The organism is Alloacidobacterium dinghuense, from assembly GCF_014274465.1.
Classification (GTDB): domain Bacteria; phylum Acidobacteriota; class Terriglobia; order Terriglobales; family Acidobacteriaceae; genus Alloacidobacterium; species Alloacidobacterium dinghuense.
Genome location: NZ_CP060394.1, coordinates 4,819,385 through 4,845,763, shown reverse-complemented (window position 1 = coordinate 4,845,763; position 26,379 = coordinate 4,819,385). Strand labels below are relative to the sequence as shown.

Annotated in this window: 26 protein-coding genes; 11 read left to right on the top strand and 15 right to left on the bottom strand. The window is 57.3% G+C overall.

The annotated features are described in order from the left end of the window. Window positions 1-51: 51 nt before the first annotated feature. Complete coding sequence (locus tag H7849_RS20170) at window positions 52-1,065, top strand: YncE family protein (RefSeq protein ID WP_186741956.1); 1,014 nt, start codon at window positions 52-54, stop codon at window positions 1,063-1,065. On the opposite strand, the gene H7849_RS20165 is transcribed toward H7849_RS20170, so the two are convergent. Continuing rightward, a complete protein-coding gene (locus tag H7849_RS20165) occupies window positions 1,066-2,127 on the bottom strand; it encodes a metal-dependent hydrolase (RefSeq protein WP_186741955.1) in 1,062 nt (353 codons plus the stop codon). Window positions 2,128-2,351: 224 nt separating this feature from the next. Between H7849_RS20165 and ligA the strand changes: the two genes are divergently transcribed. After that, window positions 2,352-4,394, top strand: coding sequence for an NAD-dependent DNA ligase LigA (gene ligA / locus H7849_RS20160; RefSeq protein WP_186741954.1), 2,043 nt, complete (start codon window positions 2,352-2,354; stop codon window positions 4,392-4,394). Between the two features lie 10 nt (window positions 4,395-4,404). Here ligA and H7849_RS20155 read toward each other — a convergent pair whose 3' ends face one another. Continuing rightward, a complete protein-coding gene (locus tag H7849_RS20155; RefSeq protein ID WP_186741953.1) occupies window positions 4,405-5,457 on the bottom strand; it encodes a VWA domain-containing protein in 1,053 nt (350 codons plus the stop codon). A gap of 206 nt (window positions 5,458-5,663) precedes the next feature. On the opposite strand from H7849_RS20155, the gene H7849_RS20150 reads away from it, so the two are divergent. Then, complete coding sequence (locus tag H7849_RS20150) at window positions 5,664-6,578, top strand: alpha/beta hydrolase (protein WP_222439695.1); 915 nt, start codon at window positions 5,664-5,666, stop codon at window positions 6,576-6,578. A gap of 23 nt (window positions 6,579-6,601) precedes the next feature. Then, window positions 6,602-7,600: an RluA family pseudouridine synthase gene (locus H7849_RS20145; protein WP_186741950.1), complete on the top strand. Its 999-nt coding sequence runs from the start codon at window positions 6,602-6,604 to the stop codon at window positions 7,598-7,600. 9 nt (window positions 7,601-7,609) lie between these two features. Here H7849_RS20145 and H7849_RS20140 read toward each other — a convergent pair whose 3' ends face one another. The 3 genes from H7849_RS20140 to H7849_RS20130 all read right to left on the bottom strand — a co-directional run bounded on the left by H7849_RS20140 (window position 7,610) and on the right by H7849_RS20130 (window position 9,480). Beyond that, entirely contained in the window at window positions 7,610-8,077 is a 468-nt protein-coding gene (locus tag H7849_RS20140; RefSeq protein WP_186741948.1) for a hypothetical protein, read from the bottom strand. A gap of 36 nt (window positions 8,078-8,113) precedes the next feature. Beyond that, a complete protein-coding gene (locus H7849_RS20135; RefSeq protein ID WP_186741947.1) occupies window positions 8,114-8,683 on the bottom strand; it encodes a hypothetical protein in 570 nt (189 codons plus the stop codon). A gap of 71 nt (window positions 8,684-8,754) precedes the next feature. Next, the gene (locus H7849_RS20130) at window positions 8,755-9,480 is read right to left on the bottom strand and encodes a Crp/Fnr family transcriptional regulator (protein WP_251106374.1); all 726 of its coding nucleotides are present in this window, start codon (window positions 9,478-9,480) and stop codon (window positions 8,755-8,757) included. A gap of 157 nt (window positions 9,481-9,637) precedes the next feature. Here H7849_RS20130 and H7849_RS20125 point away from each other — a divergent pair, with 157 nt between their 5' ends. After that, on the top strand, window positions 9,638-10,555 hold the full coding sequence (locus H7849_RS20125; protein ID WP_186741945.1) for a universal stress protein: 918 nt from the start codon (window positions 9,638-9,640) through the stop codon (window positions 10,553-10,555). 1 nt (window position 10,556) lies between these two features. On the opposite strand, the gene H7849_RS20120 is transcribed toward H7849_RS20125, so the two are convergent. Beyond that, window positions 10,557-11,348 (bottom strand): hypothetical protein, encoded by a 792-nt coding sequence (locus H7849_RS20120; RefSeq protein WP_186741943.1) that lies wholly within the window; start codon window positions 11,346-11,348, stop codon window positions 10,557-10,559. Window positions 11,349-11,531: 183 nt separating this feature from the next. Beyond that, entirely contained in the window at window positions 11,532-12,548 is a 1,017-nt protein-coding gene (locus tag H7849_RS20115; RefSeq protein ID WP_432756505.1) for a sugar phosphate isomerase/epimerase family protein, read from the bottom strand. On the opposite strand from H7849_RS20115, the gene H7849_RS20110 reads away from it, so the two are divergent. After that, on the top strand, window positions 12,541-12,885 hold the full coding sequence (locus tag H7849_RS20110) for a cupin domain-containing protein (RefSeq protein WP_186741942.1): 345 nt from the start codon (window positions 12,541-12,543) through the stop codon (window positions 12,883-12,885). The two genes, H7849_RS20115 and H7849_RS20110, sit on opposite strands and share 8 nt — an antisense overlap. Here the strand turns inward: H7849_RS20110 and H7849_RS20105 are convergent. Together H7849_RS20105 and H7849_RS20100 are read right to left on the bottom strand one after the other, a co-directional pair. Next, entirely contained in the window at window positions 12,882-14,093 is a 1,212-nt protein-coding gene (locus tag H7849_RS20105) for an MFS transporter (protein WP_186741940.1), read from the bottom strand. The two genes, H7849_RS20110 and H7849_RS20105, sit on opposite strands and share 4 nt — an antisense overlap. Next, entirely contained in the window at window positions 14,093-14,947 is an 855-nt protein-coding gene (locus H7849_RS20100) for an SDR family NAD(P)-dependent oxidoreductase (RefSeq protein WP_222439694.1), read from the bottom strand. Before H7849_RS20100 ends, H7849_RS20105 begins: the two co-directional genes overlap by 1 nt. Window positions 14,948-14,980: 33 nt before the next feature. Between H7849_RS20100 and H7849_RS20095 the strand changes: the two genes are divergently transcribed. After that, entirely contained in the window at window positions 14,981-17,062 is a 2,082-nt protein-coding gene (locus H7849_RS20095; RefSeq protein ID WP_186741939.1) for a glycosyltransferase 87 family protein, read from the top strand. Window positions 17,063-17,102: 40 nt separating this feature from the next. Here the strand turns inward: H7849_RS20095 and H7849_RS20090 are convergent, their stop codons facing one another. Beyond that, entirely contained in the window at window positions 17,103-18,494 is a 1,392-nt protein-coding gene (locus H7849_RS20090; RefSeq protein ID WP_186741937.1) for an MBL fold metallo-hydrolase, read from the bottom strand. A 218-nt stretch (window positions 18,495-18,712) separates the two neighbouring features. On the opposite strand from H7849_RS20090, the gene H7849_RS20085 reads away from it, so the two are divergent. After that, window positions 18,713-19,603, top strand: a complete 891-nt coding sequence (locus H7849_RS20085; RefSeq protein WP_186741935.1) for a class II fructose-bisphosphate aldolase — start codon at window positions 18,713-18,715, stop codon at window positions 19,601-19,603. On the opposite strand, the gene H7849_RS20080 is transcribed toward H7849_RS20085, so the two are convergent. Continuing rightward, on the bottom strand, window positions 19,581-20,063 hold the full coding sequence (locus tag H7849_RS20080) for a carbohydrate-binding protein (protein WP_186741933.1): 483 nt from the start codon (window positions 20,061-20,063) through the stop codon (window positions 19,581-19,583). The genes H7849_RS20085 and H7849_RS20080 overlap by 23 nt on opposite strands. A 36-nt stretch (window positions 20,064-20,099) precedes the next feature. Here H7849_RS20080 and H7849_RS20075 point away from each other — a divergent pair, with 36 nt between their 5' ends. The 3 genes from H7849_RS20075 (at window position 20,100) to H7849_RS20065 (ending at window position 21,659) form a co-directional block, all read left to right on the top strand. Further along, window positions 20,100-20,423, top strand: a complete 324-nt coding sequence (locus tag H7849_RS20075) for an SDR family NAD(P)-dependent oxidoreductase (protein ID WP_222439693.1) — start codon at window positions 20,100-20,102, stop codon at window positions 20,421-20,423. Window positions 20,424-20,532: 109 nt separating this feature from the next. Continuing rightward, on the top strand, window positions 20,533-21,105 hold the full coding sequence (locus H7849_RS20070) for a hypothetical protein (protein ID WP_186741931.1): 573 nt from the start codon (window positions 20,533-20,535) through the stop codon (window positions 21,103-21,105). 2 nt (window positions 21,106-21,107) lie between these two features. Further along, window positions 21,108-21,659 (top strand): hypothetical protein, encoded by a 552-nt coding sequence (locus H7849_RS20065; protein WP_186741929.1) that lies wholly within the window; start codon window positions 21,108-21,110, stop codon window positions 21,657-21,659. A gap of 7 nt (window positions 21,660-21,666) precedes the next feature. Here H7849_RS20065 and H7849_RS20060 read toward each other — a convergent pair whose 3' ends face one another. From H7849_RS20060 to H7849_RS20045, 4 genes are all read right to left on the bottom strand, one after another. After that, window positions 21,667-22,641, bottom strand: coding sequence for an isoaspartyl peptidase/L-asparaginase (locus H7849_RS20060; RefSeq protein WP_186741927.1), 975 nt, complete (start codon window positions 22,639-22,641; stop codon window positions 21,667-21,669). 356 nt (window positions 22,642-22,997) lie between these two features. Next, window positions 22,998-23,513, bottom strand: a complete 516-nt coding sequence (locus H7849_RS20055) for a hypothetical protein (protein ID WP_186741925.1) — start codon at window positions 23,511-23,513, stop codon at window positions 22,998-23,000. Between the two features lie 192 nt (window positions 23,514-23,705). Beyond that, a complete protein-coding gene (locus tag H7849_RS20050; RefSeq protein ID WP_186741923.1) occupies window positions 23,706-24,149 on the bottom strand; it encodes a hypothetical protein in 444 nt (147 codons plus the stop codon). A gap of 65 nt (window positions 24,150-24,214) precedes the next feature. Beyond that, a complete protein-coding gene (locus H7849_RS20045) occupies window positions 24,215-26,326 on the bottom strand; it encodes a glycoside hydrolase family 20 zincin-like fold domain-containing protein (RefSeq protein WP_186741921.1) in 2,112 nt (703 codons plus the stop codon). Between the last annotated feature and the right edge of the window lie 53 nt (window positions 26,327-26,379).

Sequence of the window (26,379 nt, the reverse complement as noted above, 5' to 3'; positions counted from 1 at the left end):
ACCATACTATATGCATCCGTTTCGATAATCTGGGCGTGGTATAAACCAGCGGTGCGAATTTTCTACAGCATGATCGCCGGGATACTCACCCTCACCTTGCATGGGCAGACGATTGCCGTCGTTCAGGAAGGCCCCGGCAAGGTGCTGGTTTTTCCGGCTGCGGATCCGTCACACCCGACTGCAATCGCCGTAGGTGAGAAGCCGCATGAGATCGAACTGACTCCGGACGGGCGGACAGCGTATGTCTCGAACTTCGGCTTGCTTGAAGCGAATCACAAGGCGGGAACTCCGGGGACGACGATTTCGGTTCTCGATCTGGAGCGGCGTGTCGTGCGCGCCCGCTTCAAACTGCCTGCGGGATTCACGGCCCCACATGGGTTGAAGCTGCGGCCTCCAAAATTTCAAGAGCTTTTCACGAATGCGGAAGAAGGCAATGCCGGTATGGTTGTCTTCGATGCAGCGTCTGGCGCCGTGCTGCGGACCTTTCCGCTACCGCCCGGAGTGCATAACTTCATCTTCAATGCAGATGGCTCGGCGCTGTTTGCATTCACGACCGAGGGAAAGGTTTGCCGTATCGATCCTGAGGCGGGGAAAATGAAGGTATGTATTGCGACCGGATCTCCGCGTGGGCTGGCGTGGACTGCTGATGGGCACCACCTCATCGTGTCGGGAAAAAGTGAGCTGCTGATGCTTGAACCCGACAGGCTCACCGGCGTGACGAAATTCGGCCATCTTGATGTGGGACAGATTTTCTATCCTTCGGTAACGCCGGATGGACGCTGGATTCTTGCTCCAGCGGTTCTGGATGGAGTGGTGCTGGTCATCGATGCTAAAACAGGCGCGGTGGCACACCGGATTGAAACGGGGAGTCCGTTGCTCGCTGCTCTCGATGCGGACGGAAAGCATGCGTGGGTCTCGAATGTTCGCATTCCGGCGGGGCTCTTCAATCCCGAGACGAAGGCCCGCGACGGCGGGCTGGTGAAGATTGACCTCTCGACGTTTCAGACGACAGCCATTCCGGGAATTGTCGATACGAACGGGCTGGCGATTGCTGCATCTCGATAATTAATCCTTTTGTTCCTTGCCGCTCATGAACATGCCTTCGATTTCATTTTGCGGACCGACGTAGACCCAGCCGGAGAGGATCGAGTCGCTCGCTTTCCGCGTGAGGACGGGATAATCAAAGCGTAGATCGCGGAACTGAACCGTGTGCCAGTTAGGGTCGGGCGGATCGATATTGTAGCCCGGTGGTGGCATCGCGCCTTTGTCTTCAACCACCGGCCACTGTGCCCAGTCGAGATAGACGCGGCCCAGCAAGGAGCGCTTTGCCGCGAGGGTGGCCATGGTTACGGGCGGCTTGTAGAACACATCTTCAGATGGGTCGAGTTCAATCTGATCTGAGCGCGTGTGCACGGCAGCGCGCTGGTAGAAGTCTGCGGTTTCGATGATGGCCTGCCAGAGGAATGGGTTGATCGGCTCGGGCTCAGCGGAGACGCGCAGGATAGGCGCATTGATAACGCTGGAATTACGGACAAGGTTGATCGCGTGCGCGTGTTCCGCGTTGCGCACGGTGTAGAGCAAAGCAATAAAGACGAACGCGGCAATCGCCCAGCCTCGTCCGCGAAACTTAACGCGTTTCGCGCCGATCTCGCGGTCGGCAAGACCAAAGAACCACGGCAGAACCAGCGCCAGCAAAAGCGCGGCGAACATGAGCGGCTCGAAAATGAAGACGATATCCCACGAATACCATCGCGGATTAAACGGAAAGAACGGACGCAGACCGTAGTTATTGGTGAAATCAAGCAGCAGATGACTGAGATGGGCAATCAGGGCAAAGCACCAGAGCAGGCCCCAACGCACCGGAGCCTGCGGCGGCTTCTTACGGATCTTGTGGATCATCCACACAACAGCCACCGTAATGAGGGCGATGAAAGGCGCGGCGATGAAAGTGTGCGTGATGCCGCGATGATGCTCGAATCCGGCAACCGGGCCGCGAAAGGCCCAGAAGACATCGAGATCGGGGGCTTCGGCCGCCAGTGTCATGGCGAGCGTTGCATAGGCTGCCTTGCGGTTGAAACCGGAGCGGGCGAGGCAGGCTCCGGTCAGGAAGTGTGTGACGGGTTCCATAGGCTCGAAAAGCCAACGTAACACAGGGCTGAGGAGCGGTCAGCAAAAAGGCGGTCAGCGTAAGTCCGGTCAGCTGATAAAGCGGTCAGCAAAAACGCTCCTTGATTTACACCTCAGAAAAAAAGAGCAGTTCGCTGACAGGTTCTTAGCTGACCGTATCACCAGCAGACCGCTTTATCGCTAGCCGCTCCTTAGTTGCCTTTCTGCTTTCTATAATCTTCCTCATGACCAAAAGCACCGCAGCTGACCGGATTGAAGCATTGCGCGATGAGATACGGCATCATGAGCACCTTTACTATGTGATGGATTCTCCTGAGATTTCAGACGCCGAATACGACGTTCTGGTACGCGAGCTGCAGGCGCTTGAGAAAGAGCATCCGGAGCTGATCACACCCGATTCGCCGACACAGCGCGTAGGCGGCAAACCCAAAGAAGGTTTCCCGAAGGTCGCGCATTCGCGTCCGATGCTCTCGCTAGACAACGTGACCAGCGAAGAGGAGCTGCGCGATTGGGACCGCCGCGTGCGTGAGCGCGTGGGCGAAGGTGTCGAGATCAGCTATGTCTGCGAGTACAAGCTGGATGGCCTTTCGATGGCGCTTCTCTATCAGGAGGGGCCGGATGGTTCAGCGCAGCTGGCGCGCGGGCTGACGCGCGGCAATGGAACGATCGGCGAGGATGTGACCACAAATGTTCGCACGATTCGTTCGGTCCCGCTTTCCGTTTCTGCGGCAAAGCTGCGCAAGGCGAAGCTGCCGCCTATGTTCGAAGTGCGCGGTGAGGTGGTCATGCCGCTGAAGGCTTTTGTGAAAGCGAATGAAGAACGCGAAGCGCAGGGACTTGCCCCGGCGGCAAACCCGCGCAACTATGCCGCAGGCACGATTCGCACGCTCGAGCCGAATATCGTTGCCCAACGCCGGCTTGATTTCTATGCCTACTTTGCACTGACAACGACAGGCGAGACCATCTTCAGCGAGCAGAGCGATGCACTGGACGCGTTGACTGCGGCCGGGTTCCGCGTGAATCCGCATCGCGAGGCGATTCACAGCTTCGACAAGCTGATGGGCTTTGTGGATCGCGCGGAGAAACACCGCGCGGATCTGGGATACGAAATTGACGGCGTCGTCATCAAAGTCAGCTCAACGGATCTGCAGGCACGGCTCGGGTATACCGGTCGCGCGCCGCGCTGGGCCGTAGCCTATAAATTCACGGCGCGTGCTGGAACGACACAGGTTGAGGACATCAAGGTGCAGGTGGGCCGCACAGGCAAGCTGACTCCGGTGGCATGGCTTAGGCCTGTGGTGATTGGCGGAACAACGGTCAGCCGTGCGACGCTGCATAACGCCGATTTTATTGAGGAGTTGGGTCTGAAGATCGGCGACTGGGTCAAGGTCGAGCGCGGCGGCGATGTGATTCCGAAAGTGGTGGAAGTCGTCGAGGACACGGAACATTCGCGTGGGCACACGACGTTTCACTTCCCCACGCATTGCCCTGAATGCAACAGCGAAATCGTTCGCGCGGAAGGCGAGGCCGATTATCGATGTGTAAATGCCGATTGCCCGGCGCGTCTGCGGGAAAGCCTGCTGCATTATTCCTCTCGTGGCGTGATGAATATCGAAGGGCTGGGCGAGGCCGTGGTAAACCAGCTGCTTGATCGAAAAATGGTGCGCAGCATTGCCGAACTCTACAAGCTCGACGAAGAGAAGCTGCTGTCCCTGGAACGCATTGGTGAAAAGACGGCGCGAACGCTGCTCAAAGAAATCGAGCAGTCGAAGAAGGCTCCGCTCAATCGCGTGCTATACGGCCTGGGGATTCGCTTTATCGGCGAGCGTACGGCACAGTTGCTTGCCGAGGAGTTCGGATCGATGAACGCGCTGATGGCTGCTTCGCAGGAGGAGCTGGAACGCGTGAACGAAGTGGGGCCGCGTGTTTCGCAGGCGATTCGCGAGTTCTTCGATGAAGAGACGAACCGGCGGCTCGTGGAACATCTGCGCGACGCCGGGCTGACGTTCACGGCTGAGAAGCGAAAGAAGTCTTCAGAACTGGAAGGCCTGACGTTTGTGCTGACCGGCACGCTGCCGACCCTGTCCCGCGAAGACGCTAAGGCGAAGATTGAATCCGCAGGCGGACGTGTGTCTGGTTCAGTGAGCAAGAAGACGAGCTACGTTGTTGCAGGCGAAGAAGCTGGCTCGAAGCTGGATAAAGCGCAAGAGCTGAAGGTCCCCGTCATTGACGAGGCGAAGCTGCTGGAGCTGCTCAATGGCAGATAGCTAATCGTCGCTATTGCGACTTTGGCGCAAAGTAGCCCTGACGCGCGCGTACCGTGTATCGCCGGTCGAGACAGAAAAGATAGATCGTTCGAAAGGCTCCGTTTGCGATGAAGTCCGCAGGCTTGTAAACCAGCGCGTACTGGCTGCGCAATTCGTCTTCGATGTCCGCAAAATTCAGTGACATGTCTTCCATGCGCTTGGGAAAGAATGCGCGGCCGCCGGTGGCTTCTGCAATTTTCGTGAGCGTGTCGTCGCCGCGGTCGCGGCTCGGGCTCACGTTGGTGCTGATGGCGTAGACGATGGTTTCAGCCCGCTGGCATTCCTTGATGGCATCGGTCAGGTAAGCGTGGCTCTGGTTGTCGTCGCCATCGGAAACGAGCACGATAGCCTTACGTACGGGTTCCTGTCCGCGAGAGGCGTCGAGCAGCTTATCCCGGCATGCCGAGTAGATTGCATCAAAGAGCGCGGTGCCGCCGCCCGAGCGCAGAGCGTTGATGCCGGTGTTCAACAGGTCGAGATTGTTGGTCCAGTCTTGCTTGTAGTCGGGTGTGACATCGAAGCCCATCACGAAGGCCTTATCCGACCTCGGCTGGATGCTCTTGAAGAGAAATTCCGCTGCCGCCTGCTGCTCAAACGAGAAGCGCTGCCGAATGGAAGTGCTGGTGTCGATCACAATCCCGACACGCAGGGGCAGATTCGTCTGCTGGGTGAAGCTGTAAACCTGCGCTGGGGCTTTCTGATCGTCAAGCAGGGCGAAATCGCGCTGCTGCAGGTCCTTGATGAAGCGGCCGTGCTTATCCGTGACCGTGAAGACGAGATCGACTTCGTTGGCTGTCGCCGTGATCGTATATTGCTGATCGCCCGGTTGCTGGCCATTTGGCGGCTGACCGTTCGGCTGTTGCCCAGCCGATTTCGCGGGAATGGCAGGCTGCGTCTGCGCAAGCGGCGGAGTCGGGGCAGGTGCCGTCTGTGATTGCGCCCGGGAAAAAGTCGCAACAGAAAAAGGAAAACCAGCTGCAAGCACGCAAGGCAGGAGAAACTTTGAGGCAAGGACCGTCTTCATTGTGGCTGCCGTCATTCTACATGGCAGCTGAAAGGGTCACCAAGATCAGACAGCGAGGGGATACGGCGTGCAATCCCATGTGACTGGGCAAGCCACGTATACTGGCGCGGATGAAGATTCTCTCCCTCTGTTCTTTCGCGCTTCTTACTTCCCTTTTTTCAGCGTCATCCATTCCAGCGGCCGCACAGACAGCAGCACCTTCGCCCTTGGAGATTCTCAAGAGCCTGCCCCCTGCCATTCCTCTTTGGCCAAACGGCGCGCCCGGAGCGCGCGGCGATACCGAGGCGGATAAGCCTCGCCTGTACGCGTTCCCGCCGCAGACCAAATCGACGACCACCGCTGTGCTGGTAATTCCCGGCGGTGGTTATGCCCACGTATCGATGGGGCACGAGGGAATCCAGTACGCGCGCTGGTTGAATGCGCAGGGTGTAACTGCCTTTGTTCTCGACTACCGCGTGGCACCGTATCAATATCCGGTTGAGATTCAGGACGGCATGCGCGGCATGCGCTATGTGCGATCGCACGCAGCCGATTACGGTATCGACCCGAACCGCATCGGCGTGTGGGGATCGTCAGCGGGCGGGCACCTTGCTTCGACGCTGGGCGTGCATGGCAACGATGCTCCGCCGCTGCCGGAAAAATCTGACTCCATCGACCAGACGGATGCGCGGCCGAATTTCATGATCCTCTCGTATCCGGTGGTCAGTATGCAGCCGCCGATTGCTCATACCGGCTCAATGAACAATCTGCTCGGTGAAATGCCGTACGCGCAAATGCAGCAGAAGTTTTCCAACCAGCTCGGCGTGAACGCCCAGACGCCGATGACCTTCCTCTTCGCGACAACCGGTGATCCTACGGTGCCGGTCGAAAACAGTCTCGATCTTTATCGCGCTCTGGAACGCGCCCATATTCCGGTAGAGCTTCACATCTACGACTATGCGGATCACGGCTGCGGCTTGTGCGGATCAATTCCCGAGCTGGCAACCTGGCCGCTGCTGCTGCGCAACTGGTTGATTCATGAAAACTGGTTGCCAACCGACGCGCCGCCCATGCCGCCTGCAGCGCCGAACTATCCATTCTGGCCTCCGGGACTGGATGGCCCGGGCAAGCCGCAGCCATAGCAGCCTGTAAAATCAGTCAGATCATGCCGGAGAGTGCCACCTATTCTGTTTCATCGGAAGCTACGGGCAAACGCCTGGACGCGTGGCTTGCAACGCAGCTTGAAGGTGTGAGCCGCTCGCGCGTGCAAACGCTGCTCTCACAGGGAAGTGTCGTGGTTGATGGCAAACCGGGGAAGGCTTCGCTCAAACTGCGCGGTGGTGAAGTCGTGGAGGTGCACGGTGAGCCCGTTCTGCCTCCGCTGCGAGCCGTAGCCGAGGCGATTCCGCTGGACATCCTATATGAGGACGACGATCTCTCCGTCGTGAACAAACCCGCGGGCATGATGGTGCATGCCGGATCGGGCGCGACAGACGATGCGCGAAATCGCGGCACGCTGGTGAATGCCTTGCTGCATCATTACCGGCAGCTTTCGTCGACCGGCGGCGAACTGCGTCCCGGTATCGTGCATCGGCTCGATAAGCAGACGAGCGGGCTCATCATCATCGCACGAAACGACGCGGCGCATCTGAAGCTGGCAGAGATGTTCTCGCGCCGTCAGATGCGCAAGACCTACATCGCGCTGGTGCATGGCTCATTGAAGCAGGATGCGGGAACGATCAATGCAGCAATCAGCCGCGACGCGATCCGGCGAACGCGCATGACCACACGCCGCGCTACCGGCGGTCGCATGGCGATTTCACACTATGAAGCTGTGAAGCGTATCGATTCAAAGTTCGGTCCCTTCACGCTGGTGCGCGTGCGCATTGAGACAGGCCGCACCCATCAGATTCGCGTGCACATGGCTTCCATTGGACATCCCGTGGTTGGCGACACGCTCTACGGTGCGCCAGCGCAAATCGGTGTTCCGGCGAAGAATAAACGACCCTCATCAGGTGAAGACGCAATTGCGCTCGACCGCAATTTCCTTCACGCGGCAGAGCTTGCATTTGCGCATCCGCGTACCGGTAAATTGCTGGAGTTGTCTGCGTCACTGCCGGCAGAGCTTGGGCATTTTCTGGCGAAGTTGGAAGCGAAAACGTAACTGTAGCGGCTACATTCCTGAAGAAGTGTTCACGGTAATGATTTTCACCGAGCCATCTCCGAGTTCTGTGAACCACACTTCTCCATGGCCGACCATTTCTCCATTGGCATTGCCGAACAGACAATGGGAGGATTGCGCGAGGATGGCAGTACGCACATGTTCGGTGAAGATGGTGTCGTAGCGCGCGAGAAAGGTCTGCTTGTCTCGTATGTGCACACGTTTAGTACCTTGTACGAAGTTCATCGGGTATGAAACCATGCGCGCGATCTTGGCCTTGTCGTTCGCTTTGACGGCGGCCTGCAACTCGGCGAGAAATGCGCGGGCGGCAGTTGCCGTCTCCGGACCCTGCGAGTCGACGGTGGATCCTTGGCACTGTTCATCCATCGTCGATTGAGCGGGCGTGGATTGGGCGTGCATCGGCTGCAGCATCCAAAGACAACATAGAAACCCTATTCCCGCTCGAATGATGATCCACATACGATCTCCTCTACGCGTGACTATCTTAGACCCGAATCAGTGAATGGTGAGGTAACGTTTGAGGATATTCAACACCTCAGTTATGAGGGCGAAGATAGCGAAAAAAGCATGGAAGCGCGGGCTTTTCGCCCAGATGGCCAGCAGACAAAACAGGATGTAAGAGCCTATGCGAATCTCGTAGAAGACTCCAAGGCGCGCAAAATAATCGCTGCCCTTGATAAAGTTGTCCAGTGTGTCGGCGGCGAAAAGAATAATCATCAGGCTGAAAATCCATCGCTTACGCGAGTAGTAGTAATCGCGGTAGCCGTCGTATTCGCTCATTTCATCGGGGAAAAACAATGAGCACAGCAGAAAGAGGAGCGTGGCGTAAAGAGCGAGGAAGAAATAGAGAGGAAAGGTCCACTGCGGGATTTTCTGGAGGTAGAACTCCCACCACCAGAAATGGATCAGATAGAGGAACACGAACAGTACCCAGACGAGGTGAACCCAGTACACCCTAATCTTTGTGGGGTGCTGAACGATGCGTGAGACTCCGCGTAGCAGGTGGCCGACCCCCAGGCCGAGGATCATGCTCAACAGGACTCTGATGTGGAGGTAGACGTCCATCTCTGAGCGGCGAGTATGCTCGCCATTCTAAACGTCAGCAGGTGGAGTTGGCTTTGAATATCGGGCGGGGCTCAGCCTTCAGTTATACGGCTGAAGCGGCTCTGGTCAGCGATGGTGATGGAGGCCCCTTTAATTCTGAGCAGTCCTTCACGCTGAAATTTTCCGAGCAGGCGTGTCACCGTCTCACGGGAAAGCCCCGCAAGATTGCCAAGCTCTTCGTGCGTCAACGCAATGTTGAAACGCAGCTCTTTCCTGTCGTCTACAGCATTCCGCGCAAGGTCGAGCAGCACGTTCGCAAGCCGAGAAGCGGCCGAGCCGGCAAGCGAAAGTCGCCGCGCATCGCGAAATGCTGATTGATACTCGCTCGCCATGCTTTCGAGCGAATGCCGTCCAGCCTCACTGAATTTGTCGATGAAGGCGAGGAATTCGTCGTGACGCAACGTCTTCACCTGACAAGGTTCGAGGGTTTCCGCCGTCACCTCATAGTCGCCCTGGCTCAGCACGGCGCTCAGGCCGAGCACGTCTCCGGGCCATGCGATTTTGAGAATCATGCTTTTGCCTCTGCGAGAAGTGGTGAAGAGCTTTACATGTCCGAAGCACAGAACGTGCAGCGCACGCGCCTTCTCTCCCTGCTGAAAGATGTTCACCCGCGCAGGATAGCGGACCTGGACACCCATCTGATCCAGATGATTCAGCGCATCGTCGTGCAGGTTGCAGAACATGCGCACCCCGCGCAGGGTGCAATCCTTGCAGGAGTCAGTCGATGGGATCGTCGGCGCTGGCATAACGATACGCATAGTATGCGCTTTCGCGAAACGCGAGGAGAACAAATCATTTTTATCAAAAGAGCCGATTGCCTGGATGTGACCATGATCACATCTGGTAGTGTCCGGAATCACGGAAAGATCGAAGCGATTGAGCGATGCTAAGTCCGGGATCAGAAAGGAGGGCGTTATGCCAGTCATTGGCCAGCCCATCGCACTCACCGTCGAAAAGATACTTTTTGCAACCGACTTTTCTGAGAGCTCACTGAAGGCCCTCGCATATGTGAAGAAGCTTGCGCACCATTTTGGCTCCGCCGTTACCGCCGCCCATGTCGTCGACCTGTCACTCGCAACACAATCTCCCGAGGCCGCTGTAGGTTTTTCCATGCCGGATCTGAGAGAGATTGGCGAGGAAGGTATTCGCAAGGTGCGGCAAGAGCTTCGTCGCGAACACATCATTGAAAAAGGGATTGTCCTGACTGGAGTAAATCCTGCGTCGTCGATCATCGAATATGCGCGGGAGTTCAGGCCCGACCTGATCGTGATGGGTACTAAAGGTAAGAGGAATCTGGAGCGCTTTATTCTGGGATCGACAGCCGAAGACGTTTTGCGCCATGTCACCTGCCCGGTATTGACGGTCGGTCCTGAATGCGTAATTCCAGACGGCGACAATGTGTCCTGGTCGCACATTCTCTACGCAACGGACTTTACTCCCGACACAGCCCATGCGGCACTCTATGCGCTATCGCTGGCACAAGAGAGCAAAGCGCGAGTAACGCTCTGCCACATTATTCTGGATCGCATGGGGATTTGCGCTGGATCGTTGCGCGACTCGTTCCTCGATGAACTGAATGCCATGGTTCCGGAAGAAGTGAGGGAATGGTGCTCACCGGAATGTGTGGTGAAGCAGGGCGAGGCTCCATCTACGATTCTGAAGCTGGCAAATGACGGCAACGCCGATCTGGTCGTGCTGGGCGTTCGACCAGCGATCCATCTGCGCACGCACGTTCCAGCTGGCGTGACCTACAAGGTGCTGGCAAGCGCGCGCTGCCCGGTCCTCACCATTTGCGGCAGCGCGGCATTTCCATGGAACGGCTTCTTCGGCTGATTTACCTCAGCGAAGAAGCCACCTCGGCCGTTCCTTTGTCAACAGAACGATGCTTGACTGCGGCTTTGTGCAGGCCACAGGATTCCGGTGGATTGGTCATCTGCTTCACGAACACACGGAAGCTGACAGTCCCCGGCTGCAAGGTTGACCAGTATGAAGTGTGAGCAAAAAGCGACTTGTGCTGATCGATAATCTGATTGCTCAAAATGTTGATGCCACACTTCAGATTGTTTTCCGGATTCAGGATGGTTCGTTGCGGATCGTGCGGCGGAAGATGGCGGTCGACCTCCCAGTTGAAGTCGCAGCCATAGCGTTGCTGATCTTCGTAGGTCAGTTGCAGCAGGCCTTCACTGTGCACGAGCTGATGTGTCACGGCGTCCACCACAGCAACCTCCGGTTCGGTGTGCCGCACATTCGTGCGTGGATTAAGCCCAGCTTCTGCGCCTGCAAGAGCCTGAAAGAAATACGCCCAGAAGGCACGCTTGTCGATTTCCTCCATCTGGTAAAAGCGAGGACAGAAGCGGCGAACATCACGCGGCACGCGGGATGAAAGTAGTTCCGGTGGAATGGCGGTTTCGACAACATTGTCCCACTCCGGATTCCACGTTGTGTCATCTCCCAGCTCTGCCTTCTTCACCGCGAGCGGCGTAGGCGGAGCTGGCTTAGTCTCTGGTGTGGGAGTTATGGACGCCGCTGCAACCTGGCTGTGCCCGCGTTTGCAAGCCAGAGGTGAAACAAGAACAGCGACACTGAGTAGAAATAAGTAAATCTTTAACTGCGCTGTACCGCGCATGGTGTTGCATCTCCGGGGAACTAATGGAGCACCCTCCATGAGAAGCAACTTGTCGCGGTCGCGTTGCCGAATATGTAAGCGAAATAGCTACATTTAGAGGCGAAATTAATGTTTCCCCAGGCAACCCGAAAGCGCAGAGTTAAATGAGCCCTCACGTTTTCGGCACAGTCGGGGCGCAGATTCTTAGACCCACCACGCCGCAGCGGGTTGCTCCCGAATGACAATCGAATTCAGGAGACTCGCTGCTTTCGTCAGGCCTTCTTCCGGCGATAGCAGACTGTCTTCATGCTCGATCGAAAGCACGTTGTCGTAACCAAAGAGCCGCAGCGTAGAAACGAATTCGCGCCACCATGATTCGCCGTGTCCATAGCCGCATGTGCGGAAAATCCAGCCGCGATTGCGTTCATCGGTGTAAGCCTTTGTGTCGAGCACGCCCGTAGTCGGCAGGTTCGCAGCATAGATCTGCGTGTCCTTGGCGTGGACGTGAAAGACAGCATCGCCGAGTACGCGAATCGCTGCGACGGGATCGATCTGCTGCCAGAACATATGGCTCGGATCGAAATTGCAGCCCACGCTCGGGCCCGCAATGGATCGCAGCTTCAACATCGTCTCCGGGTTGTAGACCACAAATCCTGGATGCATCTCGATGGCGATCTTCACGCCATGATCGGCAGCAAACTTCGCATGCTCCGTCCAGTACGGTGTGACAACCTCGTCCCATTGCCACTTCAGCAGGTCGCTATAGTCCGGAGGCCACGGGCAGGTCACCCAATTCGGCTGCTTGGCGTCCGGCGAATCGCCGGGGCATCCCGAGAAATCGACCGTCACCGGCACTCCCAGCTTTTCTGCAAGCAGGATGGTCTGGCGGCTCGTTGCCCTGTGTTGTCGCGCGATGTCTTTGTTCGGATGCAGAGGGTTGCCGTGGCAACTCAACGCGCTGATCGTTACGCCGTGATCGGCAAGTGTCTGCTTGAATGTTGCGCGCGCCGACGCATCATCGAGCATGGAGAGCTTGCAATGTGCGTCGCCGGGATAGTTGCCTGTGCCGAGTTCAACCGTATCGATGCCGAGGGTTTTGAGCTTCGTCAAAACCTGATCGAGCGGCAGCTGCGAGAGCAATGGAGTGAATACGCCGACCTTCATGCCAACCAGCATATATCGGCGAGGAAACTTTGCGGAGACAAGGCATCGAATGCCCATGGGACAAAAGACAATCCAGCGAAAGCAGCTTCTGACAGCGGTGCTTGGAAACAGAAATGTCACTTCCGCAGATGTGCGGGGAATACGCCTTAAAGCGGGCCAGCAGAGTGGGCGGCATCTGCATCCATGTGCCGTGTTGGGATACATCGTTTCCGGCACTGCTGTCTATCAGATCGAAGGCGAAGAGGCGCAGACGCTGCCCGCCGGATCGGCCTTCTATGAGCCTGCCGATGTCGTCATAGCAAATTTCGGCAATGCATCCGATTCTGAGCCGATGACCTTTATCGCGTTCTACCTGCTTGATGGAGAGCAGGAGTTGATTCGCATGCTGGATTAGGCTGCTTCAATCGGCTTTTGCACGAGCGTTAGATAAGCCATTGCTCCCAGAAATGTAACGCAAGCGCAGATAACGAGCGCAATCTGAAACGAATGAGTGCGATCCAGAAACCACCCCGTTAACAGAGGCGCAACCGACGCGAAGAGAAAGCTGCAGAAGTTCTGTAGGGAGCCCACTGAACCTACCAGACGTGCGGGCGCTGCAACCTGCACCAATCCCCAGGCCGATGTTCCGGCAAAGTGAATAAAGAAAAGCGCCATGCCGATGATCGCGACAGAGGTGCCGCTGCTTGACACATGTGTGACCGCGAAGGTGCAGACAGCCGAGCACATCATTCCGGAAACAATGAGCACCTTGCGGCTTCGCAGGGGTTCGAAGCCCCGGCGGACGAGCGCGTCTGCAACAAAGCCGCTGATGAGCATTCCGGCTGACCCCATGAGGAACGGAATGGCTGCAAGCCAGCCAGTTTTTCGCAAGCTCAGGTGGTGCGCCGCTTCAAGGTATCCCGGCAGCCACGCGAGGTAGAGCCATGCCGTGTAGTTCACGCCGCTGAAGCCCAGCATCATGCCCCACACGGTGCGATGACGGAAGAGATCCCTCCATCCACCTGTCCGCACGCTCCTCGGGGCGCTCCATACTTCATCTTCGCTGTTACGATCGCGATAAACCGGATACCACGCCAGCCCCACAAGCACGCCAATCAATCCAATGGAAATGAACATGCTTCTCCAGCCATAGCTAAGAAGCAGCACCGTCAGCAGAGGTGGCGCGAACGCCTGCCCTACCGTAGTGGAGCCATTAAGGATGCCGGTTGGCACGCCACGATAGCGCATCTCATACCAGTCGTGGATCACCTTGAATCCACCCGGCAGAAACGGAGCCTCGCCCACGCCGAGTCCAACGCGTGTAGCGATGAGTGCAGCGAAGCTCGATACCATGCCGGTCGCCATCTGTGCGACGGACCACAGCAGCATGCCGATGCTCAGAACGGTTCTTGGGCCAACAGAGTCGAGCAGCCACCCAGCTGGCAACTGCGCCAATCCGTAAGCAAGCGAAAAAGCCGAGAGCAGCGCACCGATCTCCGTTGCGGAAAGATGCAGATCGCCACGCATCGTCGTATTGGCAATCGAGAGTGCGCTGCGGTCGAGGAAATTAACAATGCCGCCGAGTACTAGCAGTATGAGGATAGTGGCGCGAACAGCCCGCATTAACGTGCGGTCCAACCGCCATCAATCAGCAGCGTGTGGCCGGTGATGAGCGATGCGGCCTGCGAGGCAAGGAAGACGACAGCGCCTGCGACCTCAATCGGCTCACCGATGCGATGCAGAGCGGCGATGCGCTCTACAGTGTCCGCATGGAAGTCAGGATCGGAGAGCACAGGCTTTGTTCCGTCTGTGTAAATGAACGTCGGCGCCACTGCGTTGACATTGATGTTGTATTTGCCCCACTCCACGGCGAGACATTTCGTCAGGTGCGCGATGCCTGCCTTTGTCATGCAATAAATGGACTCTGTGGGCAGGGCGGCGAATCCAGCCTGTGAACTCATGTTGATAATGCGCCCATACTTCTGCTTGATCATCACGCGTCCGGCGGCCTGGCTCGCGAAGAACGTTCCCTTCAGGTTGACTGCCAGGGTGTAATCGAAATCTTTTTCGACGACATTTTCCGCGAGATTATCCGGCGCGACACCAGCGTTGTTCACCAGGATGTCGAGCCGCCCAAAGTGATTTACCGCCTCGTCAACAGCGCTTGTAATCTGCTCAAGGCTGGTCATCTCCATCTGTAGAGGCAGCACGCGGCGACCTCGCGCAGCTATCTCCGCCGCAAGGCCGGAATCAGCCTTGAGATCGCGCAAGCCCATCGCTACGTCTGCGCCTGCTTCGGCGAGCGCGAGAGAAATGGCGCGGCCTAATCCGCGCGCTGCGCCGGTGACCAGCGCTATCTGTCCATCAAGTTTGAATGAAGGGAGTGCCTGCATGAAGGTGAGAATAGCAGGTGCTCCCGTTGGCCCGCTGCTGTAGAGTCGGAATTGCTTATGAAGGATGCCACGACTCGCCTGCACACGAAACTATGGCCGTGCATCGAATTGTTTTGCTTGGCGTTTCTTGCATGTCTTCTGCTGGCGAGGGGAGTGCTGCCGGGCTGGCGCGGTCTCCATTCTGACTTTCCAAACTACTATCTTGTCGCACGTCTCCTACGCGAAGGCTACAGCCTCGATCGCATCTACGATTGGATATGGCTGCAGAGAATCAAAGACCACTGGGGACTTGACCAGTCGCTGGTCGGCTTCGCCGGACTCACTCCGTTTTCTGCATTGCCTGTGTTGCCGCTGGCCGGCTTTGCGGCGCTTATCGCCAAGCGGTTCTGGATCGTTGCGAGTCTTCTATTCCTGTTCGGAACATCCGAGACGCTCCAGCGCGTGACCCGGCTCGGTCGGCGTCGCATCTGGATTCTGACACTGCTAGCAGTCATTCCGTTGCGGTCGAGTTTCATTCTTGGGCAAATGCATATCTTGGTGCTGATACTGTTGTCGCTCGCATATTTTTTTCGTCTACGCGAGCGCGGTATCGTTTGCGGATCACTCGTGGCGCTCGCTGGAGCTTTGAAGGTATATCCACTTCTATTCGTCTTCTACTTCGCGTGGAAGCGCCAGTGGCGCGAAGCCCTTTCCGTGGTGGCTGGAACGGCAGCGCTGCTCGGCGTCAGCTATCTGTGTTTTGGCAGCCATCTCATGCACATCTACATCACTCAGATTCTTCCTCGCAGCATGCAGGGTGAGGTGATCGACCCTTACAGCCCTCAGGCTGCGTCGGCGGCCGCATTCTTGCATCGGCTTTTTATTCTTGAGCCGGATCTGAATCCGACACCCGTGTGGAATCGACCGGCCCTCTACTCGATCTTCTATCCGCTGTGGCAGGTTGCAGTGTGGTTCCCGTTGTTTCTGAGCATTCGACCTTCATCGCGCGATCGTGATACGGAAAAACTGGAGTGGGCCATTTTTCTGCTCGCCCTGCTCATTTTGTCGCCCGTGCCTTCGAGCTACCACTTCGTCGTAATGATCCTTCCGATCATTCTCGCCGCGGATGTTCTGGTCAAGAGGCAACAATATCTTCGGCTGGGGATCGTAGTATTGCTCTATTTCATCATCTGCAATGTGGTGGGTCCGCCTCCGAAAAGCAGTGCATTTACATTCCAGACGGTGCTTGCTTTTTCCCGCTTGTGGATCGAATTGCTCCTTTGGATTGTCCTCGTGATCTGCGTTTGGCGCGAGGCTTATACACCGGAAAGCCGCAAAAACATCCTGTTGAATGCCATTCCACTTACAGCGCTCTCAGGAGTGTTCTGGATTGCCGGGTTCACGAGCTATCAGCATCACTTTTCTCACCTCGAAGAAGATATCCGTTCGCGATTGCGATTTCCTATCCATCCACTGCTCGCGACTGGCGTCCATCCCCTGGACGATGGCTTTGTGGCAACAGTGATGAGCCGGTCCGGATATCAAATTGTTGACCAAAACGGACAGATGGCGTGGGAGCATACTGCATCCGATCAGCTCTCATCAGCTACAACCAGAAATCAATCGCGCGTGATCCCGGAGCTGGCCGACAAAGGCGGCTCGCGCATCACGCTTGGAGATTCGCCTGAGATGCAGATCCAAAACGCCGAGTCTCCCGCAATTTCGACCGACGGAGCGTTACTGGTGTACATCCGCGAAGAAAAAGGTCGAGGCCAGCTCCGCATCGCACACCTCGCAGCGCGGACCGGCGCACCAGCCCTGCTCAGCGATGCTGAGCTGGTGCGCGAACCTTATGATGTTCGCGATGCCGCGTTGACACCTTCCGGAGAAGTCGTCTTTTCTGCGCGCGTGAATGGCAGAACGAATATCTATCAGGTCACTCCCGGCAGCCAGCCGGCTGTCCTGATCGCTGACCGCGAAGAAGTGGAAGCCCCTGCCGTTTCTCCCGACGGGCAGCAGATAGCCTTTCGCAAGTTGCTCTTCAATCGCTGGCAGCTGATGACAATGAGCGTTGCCAGCCATGACGAACGCCAGCTCACATTCGGCGACTGCAATGCGTTCGCGCCTGCGTGGCTGGACAATGCAACCGTTGCCTACGCGACCGATTGCGGACGAGGGTTGGGACTTACCGCGCTGGCCTCGATCAAAGTAATTCGTTAGCCCAGAGAACTGCGACGGGTCTGTGGTTCTGATTGTGCGACTAGAGTTGCGAGCCCGCCATTTCATTGTTGCGCACGAGCCACGCATCGTGTCCGCCTGTAAGGTTTGCAACGTCGCGGAAGCCGGCGCGCCGCAAGATACTCGTAGCGATGGAGCTGCGATATCCGCCTTTGCAATGAACCACCATCAGCTTATCGTGATCCAGTTCGTCAGTTCGAGCCGGCAGCTGGCCTAGCGGAATGCGAATGGAATTCTCAATCGCTCCGCCCTGCACTTCGGTGGATTCGCGAACATCCAGAACGCTGACGTCATCTTGATCCAGCAAGTCAGCCAGTTCTGTAGCTGAAACCTGCGGAATGTAATCGAGTTCGTATCCGCTCTTCACCCATCCCGAGACGCCGTCTTCGAGATAGGTGTCCGCCTTCTCAATGCCAACGCGGGCCAGGCGCAACTGAGATTCCCGCAGATGATCCGCGTCTTCGCCGACAAGGATGATGCGCTTGTACAGTCCAAGAATGCGCGCAGCCCACGACGCATATTGTCCGGAGAGCGCGATATGGATCGACCCTGGCACATGCGCGACCGCGAAGTCCATTGCCGGACGTGTATCGAGAACAACCGCGCCTTCCGACTGCAGACGAAGCACTTCAGACGCGCGCAACGGAGTAAGCTGCGGAAGCTGTTCGAGCGCGGCAGCTCCTCTTCGATTCAGCTCCACGTCGTAGCCAAAATACTCGGGCCGCGGTGGCAGGCTTTCGGTAAGAAGGCTGACAAACTCATCGGAGCTTTTCGCCTGGAGCGCGTAGTTCGTGCGTCGCTCCTTGCCGATCGTAGAAGAGCGCTCTGAGCTCATCTGTCGTCCGCAGAGTGAGCCCGCTCCATGCGCCGGAAACACTTCAGTATCGTCGGGAAGCTTCAGCAGCTTTTCATGCAAGCTCCGGTACAGCATCGCCGCAAGCTCCTGCGGCGTGTGATCTCCGGAGAGATCGGGCCTTCCTACATCGCCCACAAAGAGCGTGTCGCCGGTGAAAACAGCTTTTGGGCGGGAAGGTTCGCCTAGGTCGGTCAACACCGCGCAGGCGCTCTCGACCGTGTGGCCTGGCGTCTGCATGAAATCAATCCGGCAATTGCCGAACTGAATCGAGTCGCCATCCTTGACTGCTGTATGCATGAACGACGCGCCGGAACCATCGCCCAGATAGATGCGCGCCCCCGTGCGCTCGGCCAGTTCATGGTGACCGGATACGAAGTCGGCATGCAGGTGCGTTTCGATAATGTGCTCGATCTGCCAGCCTGCTTCTTTCGCCGCGTCAACATAAATGTCCACATCGCGCTGTGGGTCGATCACGGCGGCAACGCCTTCCGATGCGACCATATAGGAGGCGTGCGCAAGACATCCGAGGAAAAACTGTTCGATCCGTATCGGTTCCATTCCTGTTTTATTTTAATTCTCCGGCAAAAGCTTAAGCCAGCAGCATTGCCAGCAGCCTTTTAAAGTCAAGCTGGATATGGCCAGCAACCGAGGAGCTTGAAAATACATTTACCTGTTCGTCGCCGTCATCGGAGCACTATGGATTCTGCAGAGCACGGGCCTGTCAGTGTAACTTTTATCCCCGCCCGCGAATCAAAACGCGAGAGAGGTGTATTTCCATGCATACGCTACGAGAAGTTTTGCAGCAGGCGCAACAAGACGGGACGGCGGTTGGCCATTTCAATATTTCAGATCTCGTCCTGTTGAAAGCTGTTGTCGAAGCGGCGCGGGAACTGAAGGTTCCAGTGCTCGTTGGAGCGTCCGAGGGCGAGCGCTCTTTTATGGGAGTTCGCCAGACCGCAGACCTGGTCAGGAGCTTCCGCGACGAGTTCGATTTGCCGATCTACCTGAATGCGGACCATACGCATACCCTCGCCAGTGCGGAAGAAGTGGCAAGGGCCGGCTTCGATTCCATTGTCTTCGACCTCTCGGCGTTGCCGCTCGAAGAGAACGTGCGGAAAACTCGCGAAGCTGTCGTCGCTCTGAAGACGATCCATCCCTCCATGCTTGTCGAGGGAGAGATCGGCGACATCGGCACTGGCTCCGAAGTGAAGGAAGCGATGCCTGACCTGTCCAAAACGCTCACCACTCCCGAAGAAGCGCGGCAATTCGTCGAAGAAACGGGCATCGACATTCTCGCCCCGGCCGTAGGCAGCATGCACGGTATGTCGAGAAGCATGGTGCAGGGCGCAACGAAGCAACATTTAAATATCGAACGGATCGCCGCGATCAGGAAAGCTGCAAATGTGCCCATAACGCTGCACGGTGGTTCGGGCACCGATGACGAAGATTTCCGCAGAGCTATCGCTGCCGGCATCACCATCGTCCACATCAATACGGAATTGCGGGTTGCCTGGAGAAGCAGCCTTGAAAAGAGTCTCTCCGACAAACAAGATGAGGTCGTCCCCTACAAGATTCTTCCCTCTGTCGTCACTTCGGTGAAAGAGGTAGTCAAGTCGCGGCTGATGCTCTTCAACACCGTTGCGCCTAAGCCAGTCGAAGTGCGTTGAGTGTGGCGCGGTTTTGCCCGCCCCCACGGTCCGGGTCAATCACCAACTCAAGCTTTGTCACCGCTGCGAGGTCAACGGTGAAATCTTCGATCTCCTGCGATGACCCCGTGGGGCTGAAGTTCCATTGCTGGCGCACAATTTCCCGGCCCGGTCCGTTTGCCGAAGAGTAGCGAAGCACAAACTCCTGCGACCGTTCTGCTTCGTGATCGATGAAATGCGCGAAGATCCGTCGGAGATGGGTCGGCACGGTAAAGACCAGCGCAATCGTCTGCGGCCCGGTACTGGCGGCGCGCCATCCAAGCTGATTACGCTCCGGGTTCATGCTCAGCACGTTTTCGATCGGGAAAGACGCGTCTTCTGAGGTGAGTTCGACGCGAGCCATCGACTCCAGATCCAGCCACTCGGTGTTCTCATGGCTTTTTCTCGCAGCCGTCGTGTGTCCAATGATTTCCTTCTGCATTTTGCCACCTCCATCATGCATAGATGCGAAGTGAAGATGCGCCGATCAGTGAACATCCTCTTTAAGAAAAAAAGGAATGCGGCTCAGGCCATCAGAGAAGGTAGAAGAAACAAATGCAAAGGACCGTTCCAGTGGAAGACGATTCCTCAGGGAGCCGCGACTTCGGTGTGGGCGGGAGTGGTTGCTCCTGCGGACGAGATCGGTGGCTGCTATTGCGAGAACTGCTGTGTCGGCAATGTCGTGCCGGACGACGTGACCATCAGCGTCAACAGCGAAGGCGTGCGTGGTTATGCGCTCGATCTGGAGAATGCCGAGGAGTTCTGGAAGAAGAGTGAGGAGATGGTCGGAGAGTCCCTCTGATCAAGCCTGCCGTGTCAGTTGAGCCCCAGGTCTCTGCGAGATCTGGGGCTGGATTTGATTGCAGCGAGTGATAAGTAGTGCTGGCCAATCAAGCCAAGAGATGGGATGATTGGGTCATCTCCCAATAAATAAATTGTTGTCTAGACTGCTCAATGAGATCCTTTTTCTGTTTGCCCTGGTCCTTTCAACCTTATCGGCATTGGCTGCTGATCATGCCTCAGAGTACAAGGTTGGAATTTTCCCGTCTACCGGACGGCTGCGGGACGGCAGCTACTCCAATGGAGAAACACGTGGAATTGCTATCTATACGGCGGACCACAACATCCACTACGTCCGGACAGATGACGGTATGTATTCCATCTATACGCCTTCTGTTCTTGGCAAGACCTTCCTGTTCAAGCCTCTGACAAACGACGGTACTTTGACAGACGACGACATGACGCCCAATGTGCACAAGCAGTGGTTTATGGATAAGCTCCATGACGGAGCAAAGTTCTCTTCGCTGCCAAGTGCGACAAGAAGCACAACTGTTGGTTCTGGCTGCCGGATCCTGCCAAGCAAGGTGCAGAGGTCAAGACTCAAGGCTTCTTCCTGCCTGATGCTATGGAAACAAACACCCAGTCGTTGTGCGGGAAAGGGAAACTTGCGGCTCAAGTCGAAGCTGAAGTTTGCAAATGAATGAGAATGCGATTTGCGACAAGCATTGTTGGTGCAGCGCTTCTAATGATGACAGGAACAACCTGGCTTTCACTGGGGCAGCAGGTTGTTGCTTCAAATGGCCCCAGCGGGCCACTGAAGGCTTACCTTCGGAGCTACTTGAGCCTCGGCGGGAAGGTCCCTCCTGACACGACAACCAGGGTCACTGCCTTTAGTGTGAAAACCGACGACGGCAAAACCAAAGAGTATATTGTTTATCTCTCAGGGCAAGGATGGTGCGGCAGTGGCGGATGCACGATGCTCGTCCTAGAGCCCATCGAATCATCTTTCAAGGTTCTCGGCAGGGTGACAATCGTTCAGTTACCTATTAGGCTGCTACACTCCACGAGTCATGGCTATCCAGATATCGGCGTGACCGTGCAAGGAGGTGGCATTCTATCCGCCTACGAGGCGGTGCTCTCCTTTAACGGGGAGAGGTATCACAGTAACCCTTCCCTACCCCCGGCGCGAAAGCCTACCGCAGTCCAAGGCAAGATAATCATCTCAAGCACCGACGAGAGCGTTCCCCTGTACGAGTGAGCGCGGCTTACTCGTCTTCAATCAGAATGCCGGTGCGGCAGCCTTGTGCGTCGCAGATGCCCCAGGCCATGCGGGGGGTGTTGTGAGCGATGCTGTAGCGGCCGTCGGGGGCGAGGAGGATGATGCCGCCGTGTCCGCCGAGGCGCTTGTAGAGGTAGGCGATGGCGTCGGGGGCGACCTGTTCGGGGGCTCGGCCCATCTGCACGCGATCGACGGCCCATTTCCCCAGCACTAATTTCATGATGGGCTCGCCCCATCCGGTGAGCGAGACGGCGGCGCTAGAGTTGTCCGCGTAGCAGCCGCAGCCGATGAGGGATGAGTCGCCGACACGGCCGGGGGCTTTGTTCAGGGTGCCTCCAGTCGAGGTGGCGGCAGCGATCTTGCCCCTGGAGTCGAGCGCAACGGCGCCTACGGTGTCGTGAGTATCGAGACCGATGGCTTCGTGCGAGGCAAAGGCCGCGGTTTCGGGGGACTTGTCGTCTCCGGCGAAGGTGAGATCGGGGAGGCCGGCGCGTTCTTTTTCCTGTGCTTCTTCGAGGCGCTGACGCTCGCGGTCGAGGACCAGCTCGGAGTTGTCGATGAGCTGCATGCCGTGCTGCTGGGCGAACTCTTCGGCGCCCTGTCCGACGAAGTAGACGTGCGGGCTCTTGTCGAGGACGAGGCGCGCGGCGTGGATGGGGTTGCGCAGGCGCTCGACGCAGGCGACGCCTCCGGCGCGCATGCTGCCACCGTCCATGAGCAGGGCGTCGAGCTGCACGCGGCCATCGCGAGTGAGGAAACTGCCGCGTCCGGCGTCGAAGGTGTCGTCGTCTTCGAGGACGGCTACGGCGGCCTCGACGGCGTCAACGGCGGAAGCTCCTTTGCTAAGCAGGGCATGTCCGGTGGAGAGGGCGTTGGCGACGCCGCGCTGGTGGGCTTCGACCATGTCGTCGGGAATGGCCCAGGCTCCGCCGTGAACTAGGAGAACAGGAGTGTGTGGCATACGGGAACTCCTGATTGTATCGGGAAATGACGCTGATGGTCGTGAAGGCCTGGAGTTCGGTAATGGGTCAATTTAAGTTTCTACCAGGTTGTGGTTATCGATAAGGCCGTTTTCAAGGAAGTTCATTCCCTATGTGCTCTGCGTCGCCGCGCGCCGCCGTCTGTAAGCAACTATCAAGAAGCAAACGCTCACACTCAAGAAGTGTGGCTAGCCCCGCCCCGACACCATAAAGAAGTCCGAGAAACCTGCTCAGACCAAAAATCTTACATCTCCGCTTTATCTCCGGCACCTGCGCTTGCAATGGGTGTAATGCAATGAGAAGCGTTCATCCGCTCTGTAAGAGGCTTACCTGGATCCTAAATTGGCTGCGGATTGAGACTACGGGCCTCGGTTACGTTCGCTGGGTCGTCTGAAAACGACTTTCCCGGAGCATAAGCGAACTTCTCATACTTGGATCCGGCCTTTCGGATGGCATCATGCCAGCCGTCATCCCAAGTAATACGCGCCTCCCCATCCACGTAGGTCCATGTGCCATGGGCGGCTCCGAACGACTTGGCGGCCTCGCCATTCTCTTCCAGGGTGATGTAGAACGAATCCCCATTTCCTTTTCCTACCAACCATTTGCCCACAAAATGGCGCTTGCTCGGCACGAGCGGGACAGGAATCGCCATCGGTGTTACAACACCCGAGCCCGATTTGAATTCCATTGCTGCGATGATCGAGACAGGAATGCTTTGCTGATGTCCATCCTTGAAGACGATAACGACTGTGCCACCGTCTTCATTCGACACGGGAGCCGCATTCGCATGGAGAAATTCCATAGTGAGCAGCAATAGCCCAGCCAGAGCAGCAGCAGAAATAGTCTTTCGCATAATCACTCCTCGCACATCCATCCGAAGGTTCAGGACCAGACCTGATCTAACCCAGACGCAGAAAGTTCTCTCTTTTGATAGGTACGCGAAAGAACTGCGGATTGTTCCGGCAAGTCTCGCCGAGCGCAAGGGCTGATGCCCGAAAAGTCTGGTTTTCGGTAACTTCACGCCCGGATCAAGTTGGCCCTCTCCCTAGAGTTCTTCGGGGTTACAGTGCTTCACGGTGAGGAGTAAGGAATGCTTACTTTTTAGAACGCCGGCGACGGTTTCGGTTCGCGCTACTTCCTTGAGGTCGCCTGCGGCGACGATGGAGAAATGACTGCCGCAGCTGGTACCGAGACCTTCGCGGCTTATCTGACGAAGGCAGCCCAGGGTGCGTTCTATTAATGAGGCCCGCAAGGTGCGCTCGGGTAAGTCAACCTCTCCCTGGGTGTTCGTCATGACCTGCTGAAGGGTTTCGAGCCGCTGCGCGCAGTTGTGTTGCCACAACTCGCTGACCGCCGTATTGGCGAGCGGGTCGCCTGACTGGTCGACGAGCTTGACATGGAACGCGGGGACAATGGTCAGCCTTTCCGGGTACAGGAGCACCGCCAGCACCAGGATCGAAACCAGACAGAAGGCCCACTTCTTACTCATCGCCGTTACTCTACCGCGATTTATGGTGGCCTGAGAATCCCCTTTCGCTTCAGCAAAAAAGATTTTTATGGGACTTTTGGGGTGGGGATGCCCAGGGATGACGCGGGCGGCAGCGGAATCTTGTTGTTGTCGTGGTCGTCGAAGAGCTGGCGGAGCTGGGTGCAGCGGGTGTGCCAGAGAAGCTGTGCGGCCTCGTAGCGGACCTGCACGTTGCCGAGCCAGTAGGGGCGGTTTTCTTTCTTCCAGGCGTCTTCGTAGAGCTCGCGGGTGAATGTGTAGCCGTCGCGGAGCTGATCGCAGCGGCCGTCGTTCATGTCGGTGATGAGGGAGAAGAGGGCGTCGACTTCATCGTTTTTGGCGGGATCGTTTTGCTCGGCGTAGACCTTGGAGTACATGGCGGCCATCTCGTCGGCGAACTCGAACTTCATGCCGATGAAGTCCATGCGGCGCGCACCTAGTTCGAGGGCGTCGAGGGCGTTGCGGTTGGTGAGGTCGGGGTTCTCGTCTTTGGCTTGCTCGACGAGGGTGATGGCTTGTTCGGCGTGGAGGCGGAGGTCGCGGAGTGCGGGGCGGATCTTGTCGGCCATGGTCTGGCCGTCATGACTCCATGGGTCAAGCCAGAAGAGGTTGTTGCTGGCGTCGTCGATCTTTACTTTTTCGAGCGCCTGGTGCGCGGCGATGATTTCGAATTGCGCCTGGTTGATCTTGCCGGACCAGTCGTTGTGGAAGGCCTGCGCGAAGCTCTGCTGGTATTGGGGGATGCTGCTCTCGCCCTGCTGCCAGCTGGCGGCTGCGCCGAAGAGCATGCCGTACCAGACCTGATCAAATAGGGTCTCGCCCTGATCGTTCCACATGGTGGTGATGGCGCCTTTTGCGCCCATGCGCTGGCCGTCGCGGAGGAAGCCCTGGATGTTGCGCAGGGCGACGTCGTTATTGGGGTAGACCTTGAGCCAGCTGTCGACGCCGGGCGCGACCCAGGTTTCGAGGCCCGCGTCGGTGAAAGGCTTGATGTACTTGTCGAAGCTGGGCTCGGGGTCGTACCACCAGGGGACGGCGATGAGGTCTTTGGGCAGGCGCTTGACCTGCTCGGGGTCATTCATGGCGACGTCGCCCCAGAAGAGGATTTTCTTTTGCAGCGGGGCGAGTTCATGGGCGATGTTGAGCAGGAAATCGACGTAGACAGGGCCGAGGCCGCGCTTCTGGACCTCTGATTGAGTTTTTCCGCGGCCTAAGCCGAAGGTTTCATCGGCGCCGATGTGGATGTAGGGGCCGGGGAAGTTCTGGGCGATCTCAGTGAACCATGACTTGATGAGCTGGAGCGATCCGGGCTCCCCGGGAGCGAGGACGTCGCCGTGCGGCGTTTCGCCCAGGTCGAGGTACTTGTCGTAGGCGAGAACACGGTAGAGATGGCCGAAGGCTTCCTGCTCGGGAATGATGGTGATGTGGTACTGCTGCGCGTAGCGGACGAGTGCGGCCACGTCTTCGCGTGTGAGAGTTCCGGGGCTCGGTGCGGGGACGGGGTTACCGCTATAGCGGAGGGTGAATTCGAAATAGGGCGAGTAGGCGTTCAACTTGAAGGCGGCGAAGGTGCGGATCTGCTTCTTCTGGTATTCGAGTGTGGGCATGCCGCTGCGCGAGAGGTCGTCATCGGCAGCGCGGTGCGAGAGTGCGGGCCAGTCGCGGATGAGGGCGGCTTGAAGCGCCCATGATCCGGTTTGCTTGGTGACGAGTTGCTTGACGGTCTGTGCGCCGTAGAAGACTCCGGCGGAAGTTTCAGCGATGACGTAGAGCGTGTCGCCTTTGGGAATGAGCGCGTAGCCTTCATCGTGCATCGCGGGATCGAAGGCGATGTGGTTGGTTTCGAGGGCTTCGCGTGCGTGGGAGTTGTCTTTGCGCAAGAGGATGACGCGGACCGAGGCTTTGGCGTTCTGCTCTATGCCGTAGGAGTGCAGCGTGTCTTTGAGGTCTTCGGCTGCGAAGGTGTCCTCTACGTCGCCACCGGGCGCTTCGATAGCGATTCCTTTGGTGAGCGGGATGGTCGAGACGAGGCGGGTTTCTCTGGGCTGAGGGATGAGAGCGAGCGGGGCAGGTTGCTGCGCGGCTGCAATGTGCGTGAGAGTCAAAATAGATGAGGCAATAATCAGTGCTGCGAAAATCTTCGTGCGGCGATCGGACAAGTAGCTTTCCTCCGGCGATGCCAGTATAGCGGCGATGTGTGAGAATGAAGCCG

What these genes read in the sequence shown, in the direction of transcription:
- H7849_RS20065 (WP_186741929.1), top strand. Translation starts at nt 21,108, where the DNA reads ATGCGATTTGCGACAAGCATTGTTGGTGCAGCGCTTCTAATGATGACA.
- H7849_RS20110 (WP_186741942.1), top strand. Translation starts at nt 12,541, where the DNA reads ATGCCCATGGGACAAAAGACAATCCAGCGAAAGCAGCTTCTGACAGCG.
- H7849_RS20140 (WP_186741948.1), bottom strand. Translation starts at nt 8,077, where the DNA reads ATGTGGATCATCATTCGAGCGGGAATAGGGTTTCTATGTTGTCTTTGG.
- ligA (WP_186741954.1), top strand. Translation starts at nt 2,352, where the DNA reads ATGACCAAAAGCACCGCAGCTGACCGGATTGAAGCATTGCGCGATGAG.
- H7849_RS20090 (WP_186741937.1), bottom strand. Translation starts at nt 18,494, where the DNA reads ATGGAACCGATACGGATCGAACAGTTTTTCCTCGGATGTCTTGCGCAC.
- H7849_RS20080 (WP_186741933.1), bottom strand. Translation starts at nt 20,063, where the DNA reads ATGCAGAAGGAAATCATTGGACACACGACGGCTGCGAGAAAAAGCCAT.
- H7849_RS20125 (WP_186741945.1), top strand. Translation starts at nt 9,638, where the DNA reads ATGCCAGTCATTGGCCAGCCCATCGCACTCACCGTCGAAAAGATACTT.
- H7849_RS20055 (WP_186741925.1), bottom strand. Translation starts at nt 23,513, where the DNA reads ATGCGAAAGACTATTTCTGCTGCTGCTCTGGCTGGGCTATTGCTGCTC.
- H7849_RS20135 (WP_186741947.1), bottom strand. Translation starts at nt 8,683, where the DNA reads ATGGACGTCTACCTCCACATCAGAGTCCTGTTGAGCATGATCCTCGGC.
- H7849_RS20145 (WP_186741950.1), top strand. Translation starts at nt 6,602, where the DNA reads ATGCCGGAGAGTGCCACCTATTCTGTTTCATCGGAAGCTACGGGCAAA.
- H7849_RS20050 (WP_186741923.1), bottom strand. Translation starts at nt 24,149, where the DNA reads ATGAGTAAGAAGTGGGCCTTCTGTCTGGTTTCGATCCTGGTGCTGGCG.
- H7849_RS20130 (WP_251106374.1), bottom strand. Translation starts at nt 9,480, where the DNA reads ATGCGTATCGTTATGCCAGCGCCGACGATCCCATCGACTGACTCCTGC.
- H7849_RS20075 (WP_222439693.1), top strand. Translation starts at nt 20,100, where the DNA reads ATGCGCCGATCAGTGAACATCCTCTTTAAGAAAAAAAGGAATGCGGCT.
- H7849_RS20085 (WP_186741935.1), top strand. Translation starts at nt 18,713, where the DNA reads ATGCATACGCTACGAGAAGTTTTGCAGCAGGCGCAACAAGACGGGACG.
- H7849_RS20120 (WP_186741943.1), bottom strand. Translation starts at nt 11,348, where the DNA reads ATGCGCGGTACAGCGCAGTTAAAGATTTACTTATTTCTACTCAGTGTC.
- H7849_RS20115 (WP_432756505.1), bottom strand. Translation starts at nt 12,548, where the DNA reads ATGGGCATTCGATGCCTTGTCTCCGCAAAGTTTCCTCGCCGATATATG.
- H7849_RS20105 (WP_186741940.1), bottom strand. Translation starts at nt 14,093, where the DNA reads ATGCGGGCTGTTCGCGCCACTATCCTCATACTGCTAGTACTCGGCGGC.
- H7849_RS20155 (WP_186741953.1), bottom strand. Translation starts at nt 5,457, where the DNA reads ATGAAGACGGTCCTTGCCTCAAAGTTTCTCCTGCCTTGCGTGCTTGCA.
- H7849_RS20165 (WP_186741955.1), bottom strand. Translation starts at nt 2,127, where the DNA reads ATGGAACCCGTCACACACTTCCTGACCGGAGCCTGCCTCGCCCGCTCC.
- H7849_RS20060 (WP_186741927.1), bottom strand. Translation starts at nt 22,641, where the DNA reads ATGCCACACACTCCTGTTCTCCTAGTTCACGGCGGAGCCTGGGCCATT.